Raw genomic sequence first — 16,468 nt, 5'->3', positions numbered from 1 at the left:
TTCCCGGCGCCCGGCCTTCCCTGCAAGAAATCAACGCTTATGCGCAAGCGATCATGAGTCACGAGCGACGGTCGGCAGAGTATTTTTCGACGTGCCGGGAGGAAGCGGAATTGCAGCTTTGGCTGAGCCGCACGGCGGAGACGAATTCTGACAGCTCGCGCGCGCGCTGACGGTTGGCGTCGGGCCGTGACCGCCAGCCCGGAGTCGCGGGTTGGACGATGCTGAAACTAGGTCGTAGTCCTCGGCTTTACGGCACCGGGTGTTTCCCGACTACCACCCGGACAGTAAACCGGCAACCTGTGGCGTTTCACACCAACAACTCGGCCGCATCTGGTCCGATTTCCGGCGGAACGTGATGTCGGCATACTCACGGACATGAACTTACGCACGCCGGGCCAGCCGCGTCCCTCTTTAGAGTTCGTCCTGCCACCGCCACCGGTTGTTCCCGGCGACCGGGTGCCAGTGCGCAAATCCGCAGTCACCGAGCCTCTTAAATTTCTTTTGATTGGAGACGAAAATCGCAACCGGCGCCTGCTCGCATTCGGGTTGTGTGATTGTTCGATGGAAGCGTGCGGCGTGCAAACTCCAGATGACCTGCAAACGCTCGGTGCGTTGGGGAAATTTGGCGTCGGTATGCTGGATTGGGAAATGAAAGCTCACGACGCTTCCTCGCTTCTCTCTGCCCTTCGCACGATCGAGCCGGAACTTCCACTGGTGGTGCTGGTGAGCGACGAAACCGAACAGGCGGCGGCGCAGGCCGCGGGCGCGACGGCCTGCGTGATGAAGCCAGTCGACGTCGATCGCCTTCAATCAATTCTCCGTGAACAAGCGCGATCTCCGGAGTCGAATCGTGGCGCAGCCGCTCTTTCCCCCACGCCTGCCCCGCGAGGCGTCCAAGGGAGCTCGAAGGGCCAGTTCACGTCGCAGAATCCGACGGTGAAACGCATTCTTGAAACCGCCTGGCGCGTCGCACCGACAACCGCGTCGGTCCTCCTCTTAGGCGAAAATGGCACCGGGAAGACCATCTTGGCGGAGGCCATCCATCAGCGAAGCAATCGCGCGAAGGAGCCTTTTGTTACGGTAAACTGCCCCTGCCTGAAGCGGGAATTGTTGGAGAGCGAATTATTCGGACACGTGCGCGGCTCGTTCACCGGCGCCATCTCTGACGCGATGGGTAAAGTAGCGGCCGCTGAGGGCGGCACGCTTTTTCTTGATGAGGTCGGCGATCTGCCGCTCGACATTCAGCCGAAACTGCTGCGACTGCTGCAAGACCGGGTCTATGAACGCGTGGGAGAGAGCCGCTCTCGGCAGGCCAACGTCCGCATCATTGCCGCGACGAATCGCAACCTTGCGGCTGAGGTTAAAGCCGGTCGCTTCCGCGAAGATCTGTATTATCGCCTCAACGTCATTTCGCTCGAATTGCCTCCCCTGCGCGAGCGCCCGGAAGACATTCTCGACGCCGCCAACCACCTTCTCCGCTCCATCGGCGACGATCTTCATCGCGAGTTTCGCGGCTTCACGCCGCTGGCGGGCGAAGCACTGCAATCCTACGACTGGCCGGGAAATTTGCGGGAGTTGCGCAACGTTGTGGAACGCGCCGCCATCTTGTCTGACCGCGATATTTTGGACCTCGCAGATTTTGAGATCCCTACTTCGACGCACGCGGCCACACCGCAAGTGGGCTCATACGTAAGCCTCGCCAAAATCGAAGAAGAACACATTCGCCAGGTAATCGAGCGCACCACCACGCTTGAACATGCTGCGCGTATTCTAGGGATCGATAAATCCACTCTCTACCGTAAACGTAAGCGCCAACACAGTCCGCTCTCCGATTTCGAATTCGCGAATGAAACTGCGGCGTGCGCCGGCTGACGTGACTCGTCCGGTGGGCGCAATCACCTTGATTCCGCCGATGATCTGAAGGTGGACACAAAAAAACCGGATGCGCGATGCGCACCCGGTTTTAACGCGAAGCAGAACGTCAGTCCTTTTTCTTCAGCGCTTGGGCTTGCGCGAGATGCTCCCTCAAAGTGGGCAGAGTCTTGTTCGCGAACGCTTGCAGATCAGCATCCTTCCCGTCTTTGGCTTCGTCCTCGAACAGCTTGATGGTTTTCTTATGATCCTTCACCATCATCTTGACGTAATCCTCATCAAACTCGTTGCCCGCTTTCGCTGACAACTTGTCGTAATCCCGATCTTTCTTCTCGTCGGCTTTGATGGTGATTCCTTTGGCGGCGGCCAACGCCTTCAGCTCATTGTTCGCCTGCGTATGGTCGGCGACCATACGTTGGCCGAAAGCCTTCACTCCGCCGTCGAGCGCGCGCCCCTGCGCAAGTTCACCCAACTTGACTTCCCGCATGCCACCTTCGGCAGCCTCCTCCACAAAGTGCCGATCAACGCGGGCCACGTGGTTCGAATCGCTCTTGGCGGGCATCGTGGCGGTGGACGACTGGGCATTGACGGAAGTCACGCCGACGACTGCTGCTGCCAAAGCCGCCAAGGTAAGGCGGCGCATATTTACAAACGCTGGGATGGGAATGGTTTTCATGCGTGAACATCGTAACCCCACGCACCCCTGAGCGACATCGGGGCAACACAGGCAGGCGGGAACCGTATCGACGGATCTCAGTCCCCGCAAAATCCGCGACTCAACCCATCCGGCGATTTACGATGCCTTTGGCTCAGATTTACACCTCATGGCGCATACACGCGATAGATAGCTTGCGTGCCGCAGTCGGCACCTCCCGCCGCCACCACCCGATCGTAGGCCGCCTTCGCGGTAGCCAAACCGGGGGTATCGACGCCCAATTCCGCCGCGCAGGCCAGCGCAATGCCGATATCCTTCAACATATGCTTCACATAAAACCCCGGAGCGAAATTTCCCGCCAGCGCCCGCGGAGCCAGGTTGGTCATGGCCCAGCTCCCGGCGGCTCCGCCGCTAATACTCGTTAGCATCACCGCCGGATCCAGCCCCGCGGCCGCACCCAACGCCAGCGCCTCGGCCCATGCCAGCATGCCGACCGCCACGGCGATTTGATTGGCCATCTTGCAGTATTGGCCGGCCCCGGGACCACCCTGACGAACCACGTTTTTGCCAAGTAACGCCAAAACCGGTTTCGCCTGCTCAAACGCCGTTTCCTCGCCCCCGACCATAATGGCGAGCCGGGCTTCCCGAGCCCCGACGTCTCCTCCAGAAACGGGGGCGTCGAGAGCCCGGCACCCGCGTGCCTCCGCAGCGTGGGCAATTCTCTCGGCGAGGCGAGCGCTCGAGGTGGTCATGTCAATCAGGACGGCTCCTCCGCGCGCGTTTTCCAAGATTCCCGATGGAGCAAAGTAGACTTCTTCCACATCGCTCGGGTAGCCCACCATGGTGATTACGAAGTCCGCTTCACCGGCCGCTTCGCCGGCAGTGCGACACCACTTAGCTCCTTTGGCGACGAGCTCGGCCGCCTTTGCCGGCGTTCGCGTAAATACCCGCAGGCGGTGGCCGGCTTGCAGCAAATGGGCCGCCATGCTGCGTCCCATCACCCCCGTGCCGATAAATCCGATCGTATGCGTCTCTGGCATGGACCCTATCTGACGCCATCGAACATGCGAGCGCCACCGATTTCCTCGTTTCCGCTCCCTAATTTGGAAGAGCGGACTTCCCCGCTTTCTGCCTGCCCGCCTCGCCGCCGATTCAGTCCCCGCGTGTCCTATTTGTCCGGCCTCACTAGCAGGCGCCATCCGTCCGCGCGGCGAGCAAAGCGGTCGCTTTTCGCTTCGCAGCGAGCGTTTTCGGTGCCATCACGCGCGAGCGAGAAAAAGCGTGCCGCGGGCCGGCGTGATCGAGAACATTTCCCCTTGCATCACTGGAGCGGCGGCTTCTACGCTCGACCCTTTAATCAAATCGCAATCACCATGGCTAGAATCTGCGCAATCACCGGAAAAGGTCCCGTCAAAGGCAACCGCATCAACCGTAAGGGTCAGTCGAAGAAGAGCGGCGGCATCGGCACCCACGTCACGAGCATCACGAAGCGCAAGTTTCGCCCCAATCTTCAGCGCGTGCGCGTGAAGACCGCCAATGGCGGCACCAAACGCATCTGGGTTTCGGTGAAGGCCATCAAGGCCGGCCTCATCGAAAAAGCCTGACGCGTTAGCCCAAGGTTTTTCGCCCCGGTATGCGCGTCGTGCGCGACCGGGGCTTTTTGCTACCCGGGCTCCAAGCCGCTCTGAGCGCGCACGAGCTTTCGGTTCGTTCGTGCCAGCCCTGAGGCACGTAGAAGGCGCACGCTTTTCCGCGTAGAGCACTCTAATCCTTCGGCGAACCCGATTTCTGTCGGCATCCGCGCCGCTTTAAAGGGCTCGCAAGACCAAGGCAGCGTTCTGGCCGCCGAAACCGAGATTGTTGCTCAGGACCGTGCGCACTCGCATCGCGCGACTCGCGTGGGGCACGTAATCCAAGTCGCAGTCGGGATCTGACGTTTCCAGATTGATCGTCGGCGGAACGATCCCTTGCTCGATCGTCTTTACAGAGACTACGCATTCGATCGCGCCCGCCGCTCCGAGCAGGTGCCCCGTCATCGACTTGGTCGAACTGATGGCGAGCCGCCGGGCATGTTCACCAAAGACCTTTTTGATCGCGAGGGTCTCAAACTTGTCGTTGTAGGGCGTCGAAGTGCCGTGGGCATTGATATAATCGATCTCTTCCGGGCGTAACTGCGCTGTATCCAGCGCGCGCCGCATCGCCAACGAGAGCCCCTTCCCTTCCGGATCAGGCTGGGTGATGTGAAAAGCATCACAGGTCGCCGCGTAGCCGGCCAGCTCACAATAGATGCGGGCTCCGCGAGCCTGCGCATGCTCGAGCGTCTCCAGCACGACGATACCCGAACCCTCGCCCATGACGAACCCGTCGCGATTGAGGTCGAACGGCCGGGACGCTCTCTTCGGCTCCCCGTTGCGCGTGCTCATCGCTTTCATCGAACAAAAACCCGCATACGCCAAAGGCGTAATGGCCGCTTCGCTCCCCCCCGCCACCATCACGTCGGCATCGCCCCGGCGCAACGCATTGAACGCCTCGCCGATGGCGTGTGTGCTCGTCGCACAAGCGGATACCACCCCGAAATTCGGACCGCGGGCGCCCAGATCCATCGCAACCAACCCTCCCGCCATGTTGCTGATCAACGCCGGGATCATGAACGGTGAGACCTTCCGCGGTCCCCGTTCGCGCAAAATGTCGTGCTGCGTTTCGATCGTCTGCATGCCTCCGATGCCCGAGCCGATGATCACACCGACGCGGTCGCCGTCTTCCTTCGCCATCTCCAGTGCGGCATCGCGCACCGCTTGGCGAGCCGCCACGTAGGCAAACTGCGTGTAGCGATCGTTGCGCCGCGCTTCTTTAGGATCCATATGCGCCGCCGCCTCCCAATCACGCACCTCCGCCCCGATCTGCGAAGCGAATTGGGTGCAGTCAAAATGCGTCACGCGATCAACGCCTGAACGCCCTGCGATCAGGCTCGCCCAAAAGGCATTCACATCGTGGCCGATGGAGGCCACGACACCAAGGCCGGTAATAACGATGCGACGTTCCTGGGATTTTCCTGAATCCATGCGGGCGAGAAAGGTTGAAAACAAAAAGGCGTCCTACCGTGCGCTCCCGCAAGGGAAGCCGGTAAGACGCCAGCGTATGAGCGATCCGCTTACTTCGCGGCGGCCTTGTTCTTGATGTAGTCGACCACTTGGCCGACGGTCTGAAGTTTCTCGGCGTCGGTCTCGGGAATCTCGCCCTTGATCTCGTCCTTGAATTCTTCTTCGAAGGCCATGATGAGCTCGACGGTGTCGAGCGAATCAGCGCCGAGATCGTCGAGGAAGGAGGCATTCGGAGTGATTTGCTCCTCGTTAACGTTCAACTGGTTAACGATAATTTCCTTAACGCGCTGTTCGATGGTTTTTTGCTCTGCCATGGATGAAATTCTTGAGGGTTGAGGGTTCACATCGCCATGCCGCCGTCAACCGTAAAAACCTGCCCCGTGATGTAGCCGGCCTCTTCCGAGCAGAGATACGCCGTCATGTTTGCGATGTCCGCCGCCTCGCCAAATCGCTTGAGCGGCACGGTTTCCAACACCTTGCCCGCAATGTCGGGGCTGTTGACGAATTCCGTCGTCATATCGGTCTTGATGAAACCCGGGGCGACCGCATTTACCGTGATGCTTCGGGAGGCGAATTCTCGCGCCAAGGTTTTCGTGAGCCCGATCATGCCGGCCTTCGCCGCGGAATAGTTCGCCTGCCCGGCATTTCCCATGATCCCGCTGACCGAGGTGATGTTTACGATGCGGCCCCACCGCGCACGCGTCATGGGCCGCGCCAGATGCTTGGTCCAATGAAAGCAGCTGGAAAGGTTCGTCGCCAGCACGTCGTTCCAATCAGTCTCACTCATCCGAAACAGCAGCCCGTCGCGCGTGATACCGGCGTTATTCACCAGAATATCGATCGCGGGAAACTCCTTCAAAAGTTCTTCCGCGGCTTTGGCGACTGCCGCGCCATCGGCGACATCCACGGCCACCGCTTTCGCCTTCCCGCCAGCCGCTATGATTCCGCTGGCGACCGCTCCACAGGAATCGGCCGATTTCGAAACGCAGATGACGGTGACGCCGTGCCGCGCGAGCATTTCCGCGATGGCTTTTCCGATCCCCCGGCCGGCGCCGGTGACGAGTGCAGTGCGATTGGTAAACGTGAGCATGCGAGCGAAAAGTAGCGGGCAGCCTCTACGGCGTAGCGAGTCGAAAATTCACTGGTGTGCGCGGCCACGCGCCCGCCCGCGCGCCGCGTCGCTCCTCAATACACGTCTCGCTGGTAACGTTTTTCCTTTTTCATCTGCTTCACGTAATCGCCGGCGGCCGCGATCTCCATGTGGCCTTGCTCCGCGATCACATCATGCAGCGCTTGGTCGACATCCTTCGCCATCCGCGTCGCATCACCGCAGACGTAGAAATGCGCGCCATTGCTGATCCAGCGCCAGAGTTCCGCGGCGTTTTCCCTCATCCGGTCCTGCACATAAACTTTCAGCAACTGATCCCGAGAGAATGCCGTGTCGAGCCGCGTAAGCTGCCCTTTCGCGAGATAGTCCGACCACTCGTCTTCATAGAGAAAGTCAACCGCCCGGTGTTGATCGCCAAAAAACAACCAACTGCGTCCCGTCGCCCCTGTCGCGACGCGCTCCTGGATGAAGGCGCGAAACGGCGCGATGCCTGTTCCCGGACCCACCATGATGACGTCGGTCGCCCCATTGGCCGGCGGACCGAAATGCGAATGCGACACGAACACCGGCACGACCGGTTGTCCGGAGACCGCCCGGTCGGCGAGAAACGTGGAACACACCCCCACACGCTCCCGATGGTTCATTTCGTAGCGCACCACCGCCACCGTCAGATGAACTTCTGTTGGGTGCCGCTGCGGCGCCGAGGCGATCGAATAGAGACGCGGCATCAACCGGCGCATGTGATCGACCAATTCCTGGGGCGAGACTTCGGCTCCGGCAAACTCCTGCAAAACGTCGATAAACTCACGCTGCTCCAGATACCCTGCGCAGAGATCCTTGCCTTCGGGGGCGAGCATCGCGGCGAGCCGCTCGCGTTCATCGGTCGAAGCGGTCTTGGCGGCAAGCAGCTCCAACAGCTTCCGGGTGGGCCGCGCGAGAGCGAGTTTGCTCCGCAACGCTTCATCGAAGCGGAGCGGGCCCGCACTCCTCGGCAGCACGACCGCCTCCTCGCCCGTCGCACCAAGACGCGTTAGAATCTCCGCCACATCGCCGGGCCGGTTCGTGGGAAACACGCCTAGTGAATCACCCGCTTTGTAGGTAAGTCCGCTGGCCGCGATATCCACCACCACGTGCCGCGTCTCCTTCGCAGACCCGGGCTTTGACAATAAGCGATTTTCCACCAACCGGGCGGCGAAAGGATTATCCTTGGAAAATTGAGCGGAGGAATCGGCGTCAGACATGGCCGAATCGAAAAAGCCCCACGCTCCCGCCTTCGCAAGATATACTTTAGCGGGCTCGTGGCTTGCCTCGTCATAAGAATTGCCGCCAACTGCGCGGCATGACTGATCCGTCCGCCCTGCGTGTGCAAAAGTTTCTCGCCGATGCCGGCGTGTGCTCGCGCCGCGCGGCGGAAGTGCTGATCGCGCAGAAAGAAGTCTGGGTCAATGGCCAGCCCGCCACCTTGGGGCAAAAGATCGTTCCCGGACTCGACAAAGTCACCGTCAGCGGAAAACCGGTCCGCGCCCAGGCTCAACCGCGCATCACCCTGGCCATGCACAAGCCTCGCGGCCTCGTTTGCTCCAACGACGACCCTCATCACTCGGGCACGGTCTTTGACCTGCTTCCGCGCGAACTCGCCCGCTACCGCTTTTTCTGCGCCGGCCGCCTCGACCTCGACAGCGAAGGTCTGCTCATTCTCACGACCGACGGCGATCTCGCCAACCGGCTCATGCACCCCTCCAATACCGTGGTCAAACGCTACCACGTTATTTTGAAGGACCCGTTCCCCTTCACCCGTATCCCATTGCTGATCCGCGGCATGGTGATCGAAGGCGAACGGTTGAAGGTCGAACACGCCGCCCTCGTAAATCCGAGTCCCGACAAAACGTCCACCAACCTCGATGTCTGGATGCACCACGGCAAAAAGCGTGAAATCCGGCAACTTTTCCTCGCGTTGCGTTTCGACGTAAAACGCCTGCGGCGCTACCAAATCGGGTCATTCCGCCTGAAAGGGATTCCCCTGCGGGCGATGAAGAAACTTTCCACCAAAGAAATCGAATCGCTGTTCCACACGCCCCGTCGCCACGTCCCGGCCACCACCGCCTCCGATCATGATGAAGACTAAATCCACTCTTTGCGCGTTCGCGTCTATCGCTCTCGCCTCGTGGTCCTCCGCGGCACCGCTCAGCGCCACGACCGCCGTCCACCTCCAGCCTGAAGATCATTCCCCCGTGGTCTCCTCGCTCAAAGCCGGCACCGAACCCGTGCGCGCGGGTCCGGCACCCGACGGCTGGCTCGCCGTAGAGATCCCCGGCGACGAACACGAAGGCTACGTGATGAACAAAGATATCACCAAGGGGCTTGATGTGATCGAAGGCACCGCCGTGCACCTCGCGCCTGATTCCGCCTCGCCCACTCTGGCCACGATCGAGAAGAACGACCGCACCGAAATCACCGGTTTGCACGGCAAATGGACGCAGATTCGGCTCACGAAAAAACTCACCGGCTACGTCCGCGTCGCCGGTGTTCCCCAGCCTGCACCACGGCCCGCCGAAGATTCGCCCGCCAGCGGGGCCTCCGCGCCAATGTCGCCGGCACCGGTAACTTCCTCTGCTTACGGCACGCGTTCCGGTGCGCAAGCGGCTCCCCTCGTTTCGCTCAACGACAACACGCCCGCCTCTCTCCCGCGCTTTTTCCAAGGCCGGTTTGAGTCCACGAAGCGGCCCTTTATGCCCCGTCGCCCCTACGACTGGCAGCTAAAAGACGATGCCGGCGTCCGCTACGCGTATCTCAATACCTCCAAGCTTCTGTTGACTGAACAACTTCCGAGCTACGTCGATCACACCGTCGTCGTGTATGGCACCGCCAAACCAACGCCGGGCGGCAAAGACATCGTGATCGACGTCGAGAGTCTGCAGCTCAAGTAACCGACGCGCTCGCGGCCCGCGTGGGCAGAAACGAATCTCCGCCGGTCGTTTCGTTTGACGCACTTCCCGCGTCCGCTCCACCTTGTTCGCATGGAGCTCATCGACGGCAACAAGATCGCCTCCGACATCATCGCCGAGTTAAAGGCCGAGGTCGCGCAATTCACCGGGCGCCGACCCTGTATCGCTTTGGTGCGCGTCGGCGAGGATCCGGCTTCGATTTCTTACGTGAAGAAGAAGGAGAAAACCGCCGCGGAGATCGGCCTCGAAAGCCGCGTGATTCTGCCTCCTGTCACGACCACGCAGACCGAGTTGTTCGCCTTGCTCGATAACCTCAATGCCGATCCCACCGTCGACGGCATTCTCGTCCAGTCGCCACTTCCCAAACAGATTGACGAACTGGCGGTGTTTCGGCGGGTGTCACCCGAGAAAGACGTCGACGGCTTCAACACCTTGAATCTGGGCAAAGTGGCCCAGGAAGATGAGTCGGGATTTGTTGCGTGCACGCCGGCCGGCATCATGGAACTGCTCCGACGCAGCAGCGTTGACCTCAAAGGCAAACACGTCGTCGTCCTCGGGCGCTCACTGATCGTCGGCAAACCCATCGCGCTTCTCGCCGTGCAGAAAAAGAACGGTGCTAACGCCACAGTGACGATCTGCCACTCGGGCACGACCAATCTGCCCGAGATCACGCGTTCCGCCGATGTGCTCATCGCCGCGATCGGCCGCGCGGAGTTCGTCACCGCCGACATGGTGAAACCCGGTGCGGTCGTCATCGACGTCGGCATCAACCGCGTAGCCGACGCGACGAAAAAAAACGGCTATCGTCTCACCGGCGACGTGCATTTCCCGTCCGTCTCGCAGATCGCGAGCAAAATCACTCCCGTCCCCGGAGGCGTTGGCCCTATGACCGTGGCGTTGCTCATGAAAAACACGGTCAAGGCTTACAAAGCTTCCGCGCGCTAGCTTGCGCGCTCTGCAGGAAGCCCTTTTGCTCCTGTTACATGTCCGCGCCGAAAATTTTGGTGGTCGATGACCAACCGATCAACGTCCAGTTGCTGAAGCGCAAACTGGAACGCGAGGGCATCGAAGTTCTGACCGCCTACAGCGGACTCGAAGCGCTCGATCAGGTGGTGGAGCACAAACCAGACTTGATCCTCCTCGACGTGATGATGCCGGAAATGGACGGCATCGAAGTATGCCAACGGCTGCAAGGCACGGAAGAAACGCGCTCGATCCCTGTCATCTTCATCACCGCGCGCAGCTCCAAAGAAGGTAAGCTGGAAGGCCTCGGCGTTGGTGCAGTCGACTACATTACCAAACCGATCGATCTCGATGAAACCATGGCCCGCGTGCAGACGCAGCTCCGCTTCGTCGCCATTAATCGCGAAATGGCCGATCTCACGCGCCGTTTGGCGGAAGCCCGGCGCGCGGCGACCATCGGCGCGGTCACCCAAGGCATTGCTCACAACTTAAACAATCTGCTCGGCGTCGTTATCGGCTACCTCGATCTAATCAAAGCGTATTACGACAAACCCGAGCAAGTGAAGCGCAACGCTGCGCAAGTCGAAGAGGCCGTTCATCGCATCGTTACGATCATCAAACAACTCAGCTCGCTCGTCATCAAGACCCGCCCTCCGCTCGGAAAATGCAGTTTGCGCGCGCTCCTCGACGGCGGCGTGCAACGCTATCGTCAGGATTATCGTCATGAAAATCCCATCACGATAGACAATCCGCTGGGTGATTTGACGATCGATTCGAACACGGAGGTTTTTGAAGAAGTTTTGGCCAAGGTTTTGATCAACGCTTGGGAAAGCTACGATGCTCCCAGCACCCAGACCCGGCCCATCACTGTGCGGACGCAGCGCATCACCCGACCCGACGAGGGGGATGCGGTGGAAATTTTTGTCGAAGACCGCGGTCGCGGACTTAATCCGGAGATTCGCGATCACATGTTCGAACCGTTTATCAGTTCCAAAAACACCGTCGGCGTGGGCATGGGATTGACCATCGCCCGCCACGCGTTGCGGGGGCTCGGCGGCGACGTTTCCCTCGTGGACCATTCCGGCGGCGGAGCGTGCGCCATTCTCGTCCATCCTATCGAGCGCAAAGCCCGGAGACTACTTCAAGATGCCTAGATTCGCTTTCCTCGGCGCCGGAAATCTCGCCGGCGCAATGGTCGATGGCCTGTTGGAAAACAAAGTCGTGCCGCCCGCCGACCTGATTTGCCTCGGGGGCCCAGGCGTCAGCGCTGCCCGTCTGGCCGCGCGCACTGGCATCCGTTGCGCCCGCTCCATCGACGACCTTTTAGCGGATGCCGACACCTTGGTGGTGGCGTTCAAACCTCAGCACCTGGCGGGAGCCGATCCACGCCTCGCCGAACTCACGAGTGATCGTCTTGTAATTTCCGTGCTCGCCGGCAAACGACTCGAGCGGCTCGCGGGCGTTTTCCCGCACGCTCGCAACGTGGTGCGGGCGATGCCCAACACCCCCGCCGCGATCGGTGCGGGTATGACCGGATGGTGCGCGCTGCGTCCTCCTGCCACCACCGATGCCACGTTGATCGATCGGCTCCTGCAAGCGATGGGACGCGCCGTTGCCGTTGAAGAGTCGCAAATGGACGCCATCACGGCACTCGGTGGCAGTGGCCCGGGATTTTTCTTCGAGTTTGTCGCGGCGCTCCGCGATGCGGGCGTCGCCGCCGGCCTGACGTCAGACTTAGCCACCACATTTGCCGCGGAGACGACTCTCGGAGCCGCGCGCCTACTCGCGCGCCGACAAATCGACCCGGAAACGTTGCGCGACCAAGTCACCTCGCCGAACGGCACCACCTTCGCGGGCTTGCAGCAACTCAAAGCGCATGACTTTCGCGCCACGGTTCGCGCCGCCGTTCTGGCCGCAGCAGACCGCTCCCGCGAACTTGCACAGCAAAGTTAGGCGAAGCGACGGCTCACGACCCTGAGTTCTTGCGTCGACCGCGCGCATCACCGTTGATGGAGCGTTCTAGCATGAGCACTCTCACGGGTCGGATTTTAGTTACAGGAGGCGCGGGCTTCATTGGCAGCGCCTTGATTTGGGCGCTCAACGAGCGAGGCGTCGGCGATATCGTCGTAACGGATTTTCTGGGTGCCGACGAGAAATGGAAAAACCTCACGCCGTTGCGATTCGCCGACTACGTGGAAGCCGATGTCTTCCGCCGTCAGATCGCAGATCGCGCCCACGCATTCGGGAAGTTTTCGGCTGTATTTCATCTCGGCGCCTGCTCGGCCACGACCGAGCGCAACGCCACCTACCTCATCGACAACAATTACGCCTACACGAAGGAACTCGCTGCGTGGGCCCTCGCACAAAACGCCCGCTTCATCTACGCTTCCTCGGCCGCGACGTATGGTGACGGAGCCCAAGGCATGGATGATCGCGATGACAATCTCTCCCGATTGCGTCCGCTCAACATGTATGGCTATTCGAAACATCTTTTCGATGTGCACGCGCAGCACAGCGGTTGGTTGAAACAGATTGTGGGCGTAAAATACTTCAATGTGTTTGGCCCGAACGAGGATCATAAGGGCGACATGCGCTCCCTCGTAAACAAAGCCTACCAACAGATCCTCGCCACGGGACGGGTGCAGTTGTTCAAGAGCCACAAGCCGGAGTTCAAGGATGGCGAACAGATGCGCGACTTCCTCTACGTCAAAGATGCGGTCGCCATGACGCTGCACTTTGCCGACCAAGCGCCCACGGCGGCCGGGCTGTTCAACCTCGGCTCGGGCGAGGCCAATACATGGCTCACGCTCACTCGCGCTATCTTCGCAGCCCTTGGGCGCGAACCGCAGATCGACTTCATCGACATGCCTGAGATCCTGCGCGGCAAGTACCAGTACTTCACCCGCGCCGATGTCGCTAAATTGCGGGATACAGGCTACCGCCGCCCCATGACGGCGTTGCCCGAAGCCGTGCGCGATTACGTGCAAAACTACCTCGTGCCCTCACGCAAACTCGGGGATTAAGCGCGCCGGGCGACGCCGCTAACAGGCGACAAAAAAGCCGCAGATTACTCTGCGGCTTGAGTGAAATTTGGATTTCCAACGGCCTCAGGGGAGCTTCAACAATTCCTCTTCGCTCCACTCGCCACGCGAGCCTTCCTTTGTGCGAAGTTCCGCGACCTTGGCTGCCGTGATCGGGCCGGCCTTGTTGCCCCATTCCTGCCGAATAAAGGTCAAAACGGCCGCGATCTTCTCATCGCTCCAGTTATAGCCGGACCCCGGCACTTGACCGAAAGCCGGCATGACGGCCGCGCCAAATTCGGCACCCTTTACATGCACTTTGCCTTTGAGGCCGTGCAAGACGATGCTGATGACACGCTCCTCCGAACCATCGACCCATTCCGACCCAGCCAGCGGCGGGTAGACTCCCGGAATGCCCAACCCCGTCGCTTGGTGACAGGTAACACAGGCCGAATCAAATTGGCGCCGACCTAAAACAAGCGGGTCCACTTTCGCGGTCGCTCCGCTGCCGGGCTGAATCGGCAACCCCGTTTCGTCGAACACGCTGGGCGCAAAATGGCCCGAAAAATCGTGCACATAGGTGCCAGCAATGAAAATGAATGCGCTAAACACGAACACGATCGCCAAGGGCATCAGCGCATAATGCGCTTTCGTGTCGGGCTTGAACTTCAAGCGCGGTTCGTGGGCGTTCAAAACGCTTTCGTCGGTGGCGCCGGCTTGCTGCAGGCGCGGATCTTGCGATTCTGGAGCGCTCATTTCGTTTCACCTTCCCCTTCGGCAGTCCCATGCACCACGGGTTGCGCTTCGCTAAATTCGTAGGTGTGATTCAAGCTCAGCAAATAGGCCACCAGTTGCTCGGCGCGCCGGGTCGGTGCGATCTCGAAACCGGCAGGCAACTTTACGTTCAGGGCGTGCGCATCCCGCTCGCCAATAATGGGGCGTTTCTCAAAAAGAAATGGATAAGCCGGCATGCCATTGTGCCCGTTGTAGAGGTAAGCATAGAGCCGATCAGGTGTCATGCCGCTGTCTTTGGCCCGCGCCGCATAGTTCGACAGGTCCGGGCCGATCCGTGCGTTTCCGAGTTGCGGCCGTGAATCATAAAGAAAATCACGGGCTACTGACTGCCGATCGCCCCAACCACGAGCCTTGTCCGACCCGATGCCAGCGCGGCGCACCTGCTGTGTATGGCATGACACACAGCCAAGATCCTCGTAAACCATCTGCCCCTGCGCCGCCACGCCTGCCTGCCTCTGAGGGAAGCTGGCGCTTTCGTTATCGTCGTAGTGGGGACGCAGACTCGCGTATTGGGCACGCGTGCCGATGACGAGACCGGCCCAGGAAATCCCCAGGGCGATAAACAAGCCGAAAAATAAAGTGACACCGTTTCTCATGATACGGAAACCTCCATCGCCGCTGGTGCCCGAAACGCGGGCAAGGTGACTTCATTGCGCCGGCAAGCGATCAGCCGGAGAAAGTGGAACGTCGCCAGAATATTGCCGACAAGCAGCAGTGCTTGGCCCGCGGTGGCGAGCAGCAACCACGGCTTCGTAACGGCCGCGATATGTGCGAAGTCCGCGGTCGAATTCAACTCGCGCCCTTGCACCCACCCTGCCACGGCCAAGCCAACCACAATCGCCACGACTCCGAGCACTGAGGCGCCGAAGTGAATGCGAACCAAACCTGCGGAAGGCCAGGCCCGGCCACAAAGACGCGGGACAATAAAATAGATCGCGGCGAAAAATGTCAGGGAAATCGAGCCAATGAGCGCCAGTGCCCCGGTCGCATCAGTCACATAGGTAAACTGAACCACGTTCGCGAGCGTTCGGAAGGAAAGAACTGCATTGGCCAGGCCGGTCAGGATATAAGCCGCGAAGCCAAGCGCCGCGAACTTCAACACGATGCTCCCGCGAGTTGCGAACAGACCGCGAAGATTAAGCCACACCAGCCAGTAGTGCATCAGTGCTACAAAAGTCAGCGCGATGGCCACCGTGGGAATCCACGCAGGCACAGGACCATTCACCAATACCCGCGGCCCGGTCCAGGATCCAACGACGATCAAAGTCCAAAAGCCCAGTCCGGCGAACGAGTAATGCGGAATCGCTTTGGCAGTGATCTTGGGGAGGAGGTAATAGAGAGCACCCAACGCCATTGGGGCGAGCCAGAGCATATAGAGGTTCTCCGCAAACCACGCACTGACGACAGATTGCGAAGTGCCTGCTCCTGGAGCGAGCAGGAGCGAGATCAGGGCAATCGAGAAGATCCACGGGAAAAGGAAAATCGCCGCCAACGCATACCATTGCGAAGCAAACGCGGTTTCATGCTTCCGGCCCGACCAAGCCAGTACACCAGCTACTGCCATGAAGCCGAATGCTACGAGCAACACAGCGTGGGCATAGAGAGGCATCTGCAGGCCCGAAAACGTCGTTGCATCACCGATCAAGATCCCGCCCACGCCCACCAGCACTCCGATGTTCCAAAAGAGTCCACCCAAACAAACGAACGAGGCGCCTCGCATCATGGTGAGACCCAAACGCGACAGCAGCCAAAGCGAAATAGCCATGCCGGCATTGGCCGCCCACCCATAGATGAATGCGCTCTCGTGCGCGGCGTGCAGCCGCCCGTAGGTCAGCACCGGGCAGTGCGCCAACAACGCTGGCATCGTGAGCTGAAGCGAGTTTACCACGGCGAAAAGCCCGCTTAGCACGAGCCAAAGGAACGCGGAACCGAACAAGTAGAGCAACGGCCGGCGCGCGGTGACGTCGATGTCGCTGACTTCGGCGGCGGTTGGCGAGTTTGTGATCATC

At 60.3% G+C, this 16,468-nt stretch carries 18 protein-coding genes; 8 read left to right on the top strand and 10 right to left on the bottom strand.

Translation table 11 applies throughout. The annotated features are described in order from the left end of the window. Positions 1–411 precede the first annotated feature (411 nt). A complete protein-coding gene (locus K0B96_RS04150) occupies positions 412–810 on the bottom strand; it encodes a hypothetical protein (protein ID WP_220164171.1) in 399 nt (132 codons plus the stop codon). Here K0B96_RS04150 and K0B96_RS04145 point away from each other — a divergent pair. Beyond that, positions 781–1,872: a sigma-54 interaction domain-containing protein gene (locus K0B96_RS04145; RefSeq protein ID WP_255558918.1), complete on the top strand. Its 1,092-nt coding sequence runs from the start codon at positions 781–783 to the stop codon at positions 1,870–1,872. The genes K0B96_RS04150 and K0B96_RS04145 overlap by 30 nt on opposite strands. A gap of 109 nt (positions 1,873–1,981) precedes the next feature. Here K0B96_RS04145 and K0B96_RS04140 read toward each other — a convergent pair whose 3' ends face one another. Together K0B96_RS04140 and K0B96_RS04135 are read right to left on the bottom strand one after the other, a co-directional pair. Next, positions 1,982–2,548 carry a DUF4142 domain-containing protein gene (locus K0B96_RS04140; RefSeq protein WP_220164168.1) on the bottom strand — a complete coding sequence of 189 codons (567 nt, stop codon included), beginning with the start codon at positions 2,546–2,548 and terminating at the stop codon, positions 1,982–1,984. 146 nt (positions 2,549–2,694) lie between these two features. Beyond that, positions 2,695–3,726 (bottom strand): NAD(P)-dependent oxidoreductase, encoded by a 1,032-nt coding sequence (locus K0B96_RS04135; protein ID WP_255558840.1) that lies wholly within the window; start codon positions 3,724–3,726, stop codon positions 2,695–2,697. A 174-nt stretch (positions 3,727–3,900) separates the two neighbouring features. Between K0B96_RS04135 and rpmB the strand changes: the two genes are divergently transcribed. Next, positions 3,901–4,131 (top strand): 50S ribosomal protein L28, encoded by a 231-nt coding sequence (gene rpmB, locus K0B96_RS04130; RefSeq protein WP_220164164.1) that lies wholly within the window; start codon positions 3,901–3,903, stop codon positions 4,129–4,131. Positions 4,132–4,335: 204 nt separating this feature from the next. On the opposite strand, the gene fabF is transcribed toward rpmB, so the two are convergent. The 4 genes from fabF to K0B96_RS04110 form a co-directional block, all read right to left on the bottom strand. After that, complete coding sequence (gene fabF / locus K0B96_RS04125; protein ID WP_220164162.1) at positions 4,336–5,589, bottom strand: beta-ketoacyl-ACP synthase II; 1,254 nt, start codon at positions 5,587–5,589, stop codon at positions 4,336–4,338. Positions 5,590–5,678: 89 nt separating this feature from the next. Further along, positions 5,679–5,942, bottom strand: coding sequence for an acyl carrier protein (gene acpP / locus K0B96_RS04120; protein WP_220164161.1), 264 nt, complete (start codon positions 5,940–5,942; stop codon positions 5,679–5,681). A 26-nt stretch (positions 5,943–5,968) separates the two neighbouring features. Continuing rightward, positions 5,969–6,718: a 3-oxoacyl-[acyl-carrier-protein] reductase gene (fabG, locus tag K0B96_RS04115; RefSeq protein ID WP_220164159.1), complete on the bottom strand. Its 750-nt coding sequence runs from the start codon at positions 6,716–6,718 to the stop codon at positions 5,969–5,971. A 95-nt stretch (positions 6,719–6,813) separates the two neighbouring features. Further along, positions 6,814–7,977, bottom strand: a complete 1,164-nt coding sequence (locus K0B96_RS04110) for a sulfite reductase subunit alpha (protein WP_220164157.1) — start codon at positions 7,975–7,977, stop codon at positions 6,814–6,816. 98 nt (positions 7,978–8,075) lie between these two features. Here K0B96_RS04110 and K0B96_RS04105 point away from each other — a divergent pair, with 98 nt between their 5' ends. From K0B96_RS04105 to rfaD, 6 genes are all read left to right on the top strand, one after another. Then, the gene (locus K0B96_RS04105; protein WP_220164155.1) at positions 8,076–8,861 is read left to right on the top strand and encodes a pseudouridine synthase; all 786 of its coding nucleotides are present in this window, start codon (positions 8,076–8,078) and stop codon (positions 8,859–8,861) included. Then, positions 8,848–9,663 carry an SH3 domain-containing protein gene (locus K0B96_RS04100; RefSeq protein WP_220164154.1) on the top strand — a complete coding sequence of 272 codons (816 nt, stop codon included), beginning with the start codon at positions 8,848–8,850 and terminating at the stop codon, positions 9,661–9,663. The genes K0B96_RS04105 and K0B96_RS04100 overlap by 14 nt, the downstream gene beginning before the upstream one ends. 90 nt (positions 9,664–9,753) lie before the next feature. After that, positions 9,754–10,626: a bifunctional methylenetetrahydrofolate dehydrogenase/methenyltetrahydrofolate cyclohydrolase FolD gene (folD, locus tag K0B96_RS04095; protein WP_220164152.1), complete on the top strand. Its 873-nt coding sequence runs from the start codon at positions 9,754–9,756 to the stop codon at positions 10,624–10,626. A gap of 38 nt (positions 10,627–10,664) precedes the next feature. Continuing rightward, positions 10,665–11,798 carry a response regulator gene (locus tag K0B96_RS04090; RefSeq protein ID WP_220164149.1) on the top strand — a complete coding sequence of 378 codons (1,134 nt, stop codon included), beginning with the start codon at positions 10,665–10,667 and terminating at the stop codon, positions 11,796–11,798. Further along, complete coding sequence (proC, locus tag K0B96_RS04085) at positions 11,791–12,597, top strand: pyrroline-5-carboxylate reductase (RefSeq protein ID WP_220164147.1); 807 nt, start codon at positions 11,791–11,793, stop codon at positions 12,595–12,597. The genes K0B96_RS04090 and proC overlap by 8 nt, the downstream gene beginning before the upstream one ends. Positions 12,598–12,668: 71 nt before the next feature. Beyond that, positions 12,669–13,667 carry an ADP-glyceromanno-heptose 6-epimerase gene (gene rfaD / locus K0B96_RS04080; RefSeq protein WP_220164145.1) on the top strand — a complete coding sequence of 333 codons (999 nt, stop codon included), beginning with the start codon at positions 12,669–12,671 and terminating at the stop codon, positions 13,665–13,667. An 84-nt stretch (positions 13,668–13,751) separates the two neighbouring features. Here rfaD and K0B96_RS04075 read toward each other — a convergent pair whose 3' ends face one another. From K0B96_RS04075 to K0B96_RS04065, 3 genes are all read right to left on the bottom strand, one after another. After that, positions 13,752–14,336 carry a c-type cytochrome gene (locus tag K0B96_RS04075; RefSeq protein WP_220164143.1) on the bottom strand — a complete coding sequence of 195 codons (585 nt, stop codon included), beginning with the start codon at positions 14,334–14,336 and terminating at the stop codon, positions 13,752–13,754. An 80-nt stretch (positions 14,337–14,416) separates the two neighbouring features. Then, on the bottom strand, positions 14,417–15,025 hold the full coding sequence (locus K0B96_RS04070) for a cbb3-type cytochrome c oxidase subunit II (protein WP_220164141.1): 609 nt from the start codon (positions 15,023–15,025) through the stop codon (positions 14,417–14,419). Positions 15,026–15,051: 26 nt separating this feature from the next. Continuing rightward, the gene (locus K0B96_RS04065) at positions 15,052–16,467 is read right to left on the bottom strand and encodes a cbb3-type cytochrome c oxidase subunit I (RefSeq protein ID WP_220164139.1); all 1,416 of its coding nucleotides are present in this window, start codon (positions 16,465–16,467) and stop codon (positions 15,052–15,054) included. Between the last annotated feature and the right edge of the window lies 1 nt (position 16,468).

Origin of the sequence: Horticoccus luteus, from assembly GCF_019464535.1 — a bacterium.
Classification (GTDB): Bacteria; Verrucomicrobiota; Verrucomicrobiia; order Opitutales; family Opitutaceae; genus Horticoccus; species Horticoccus luteus.
The sequence above is the reverse complement of the archived record's forward strand: the minus strand, read 5'-3'. Positions and strand labels throughout refer to the sequence as shown.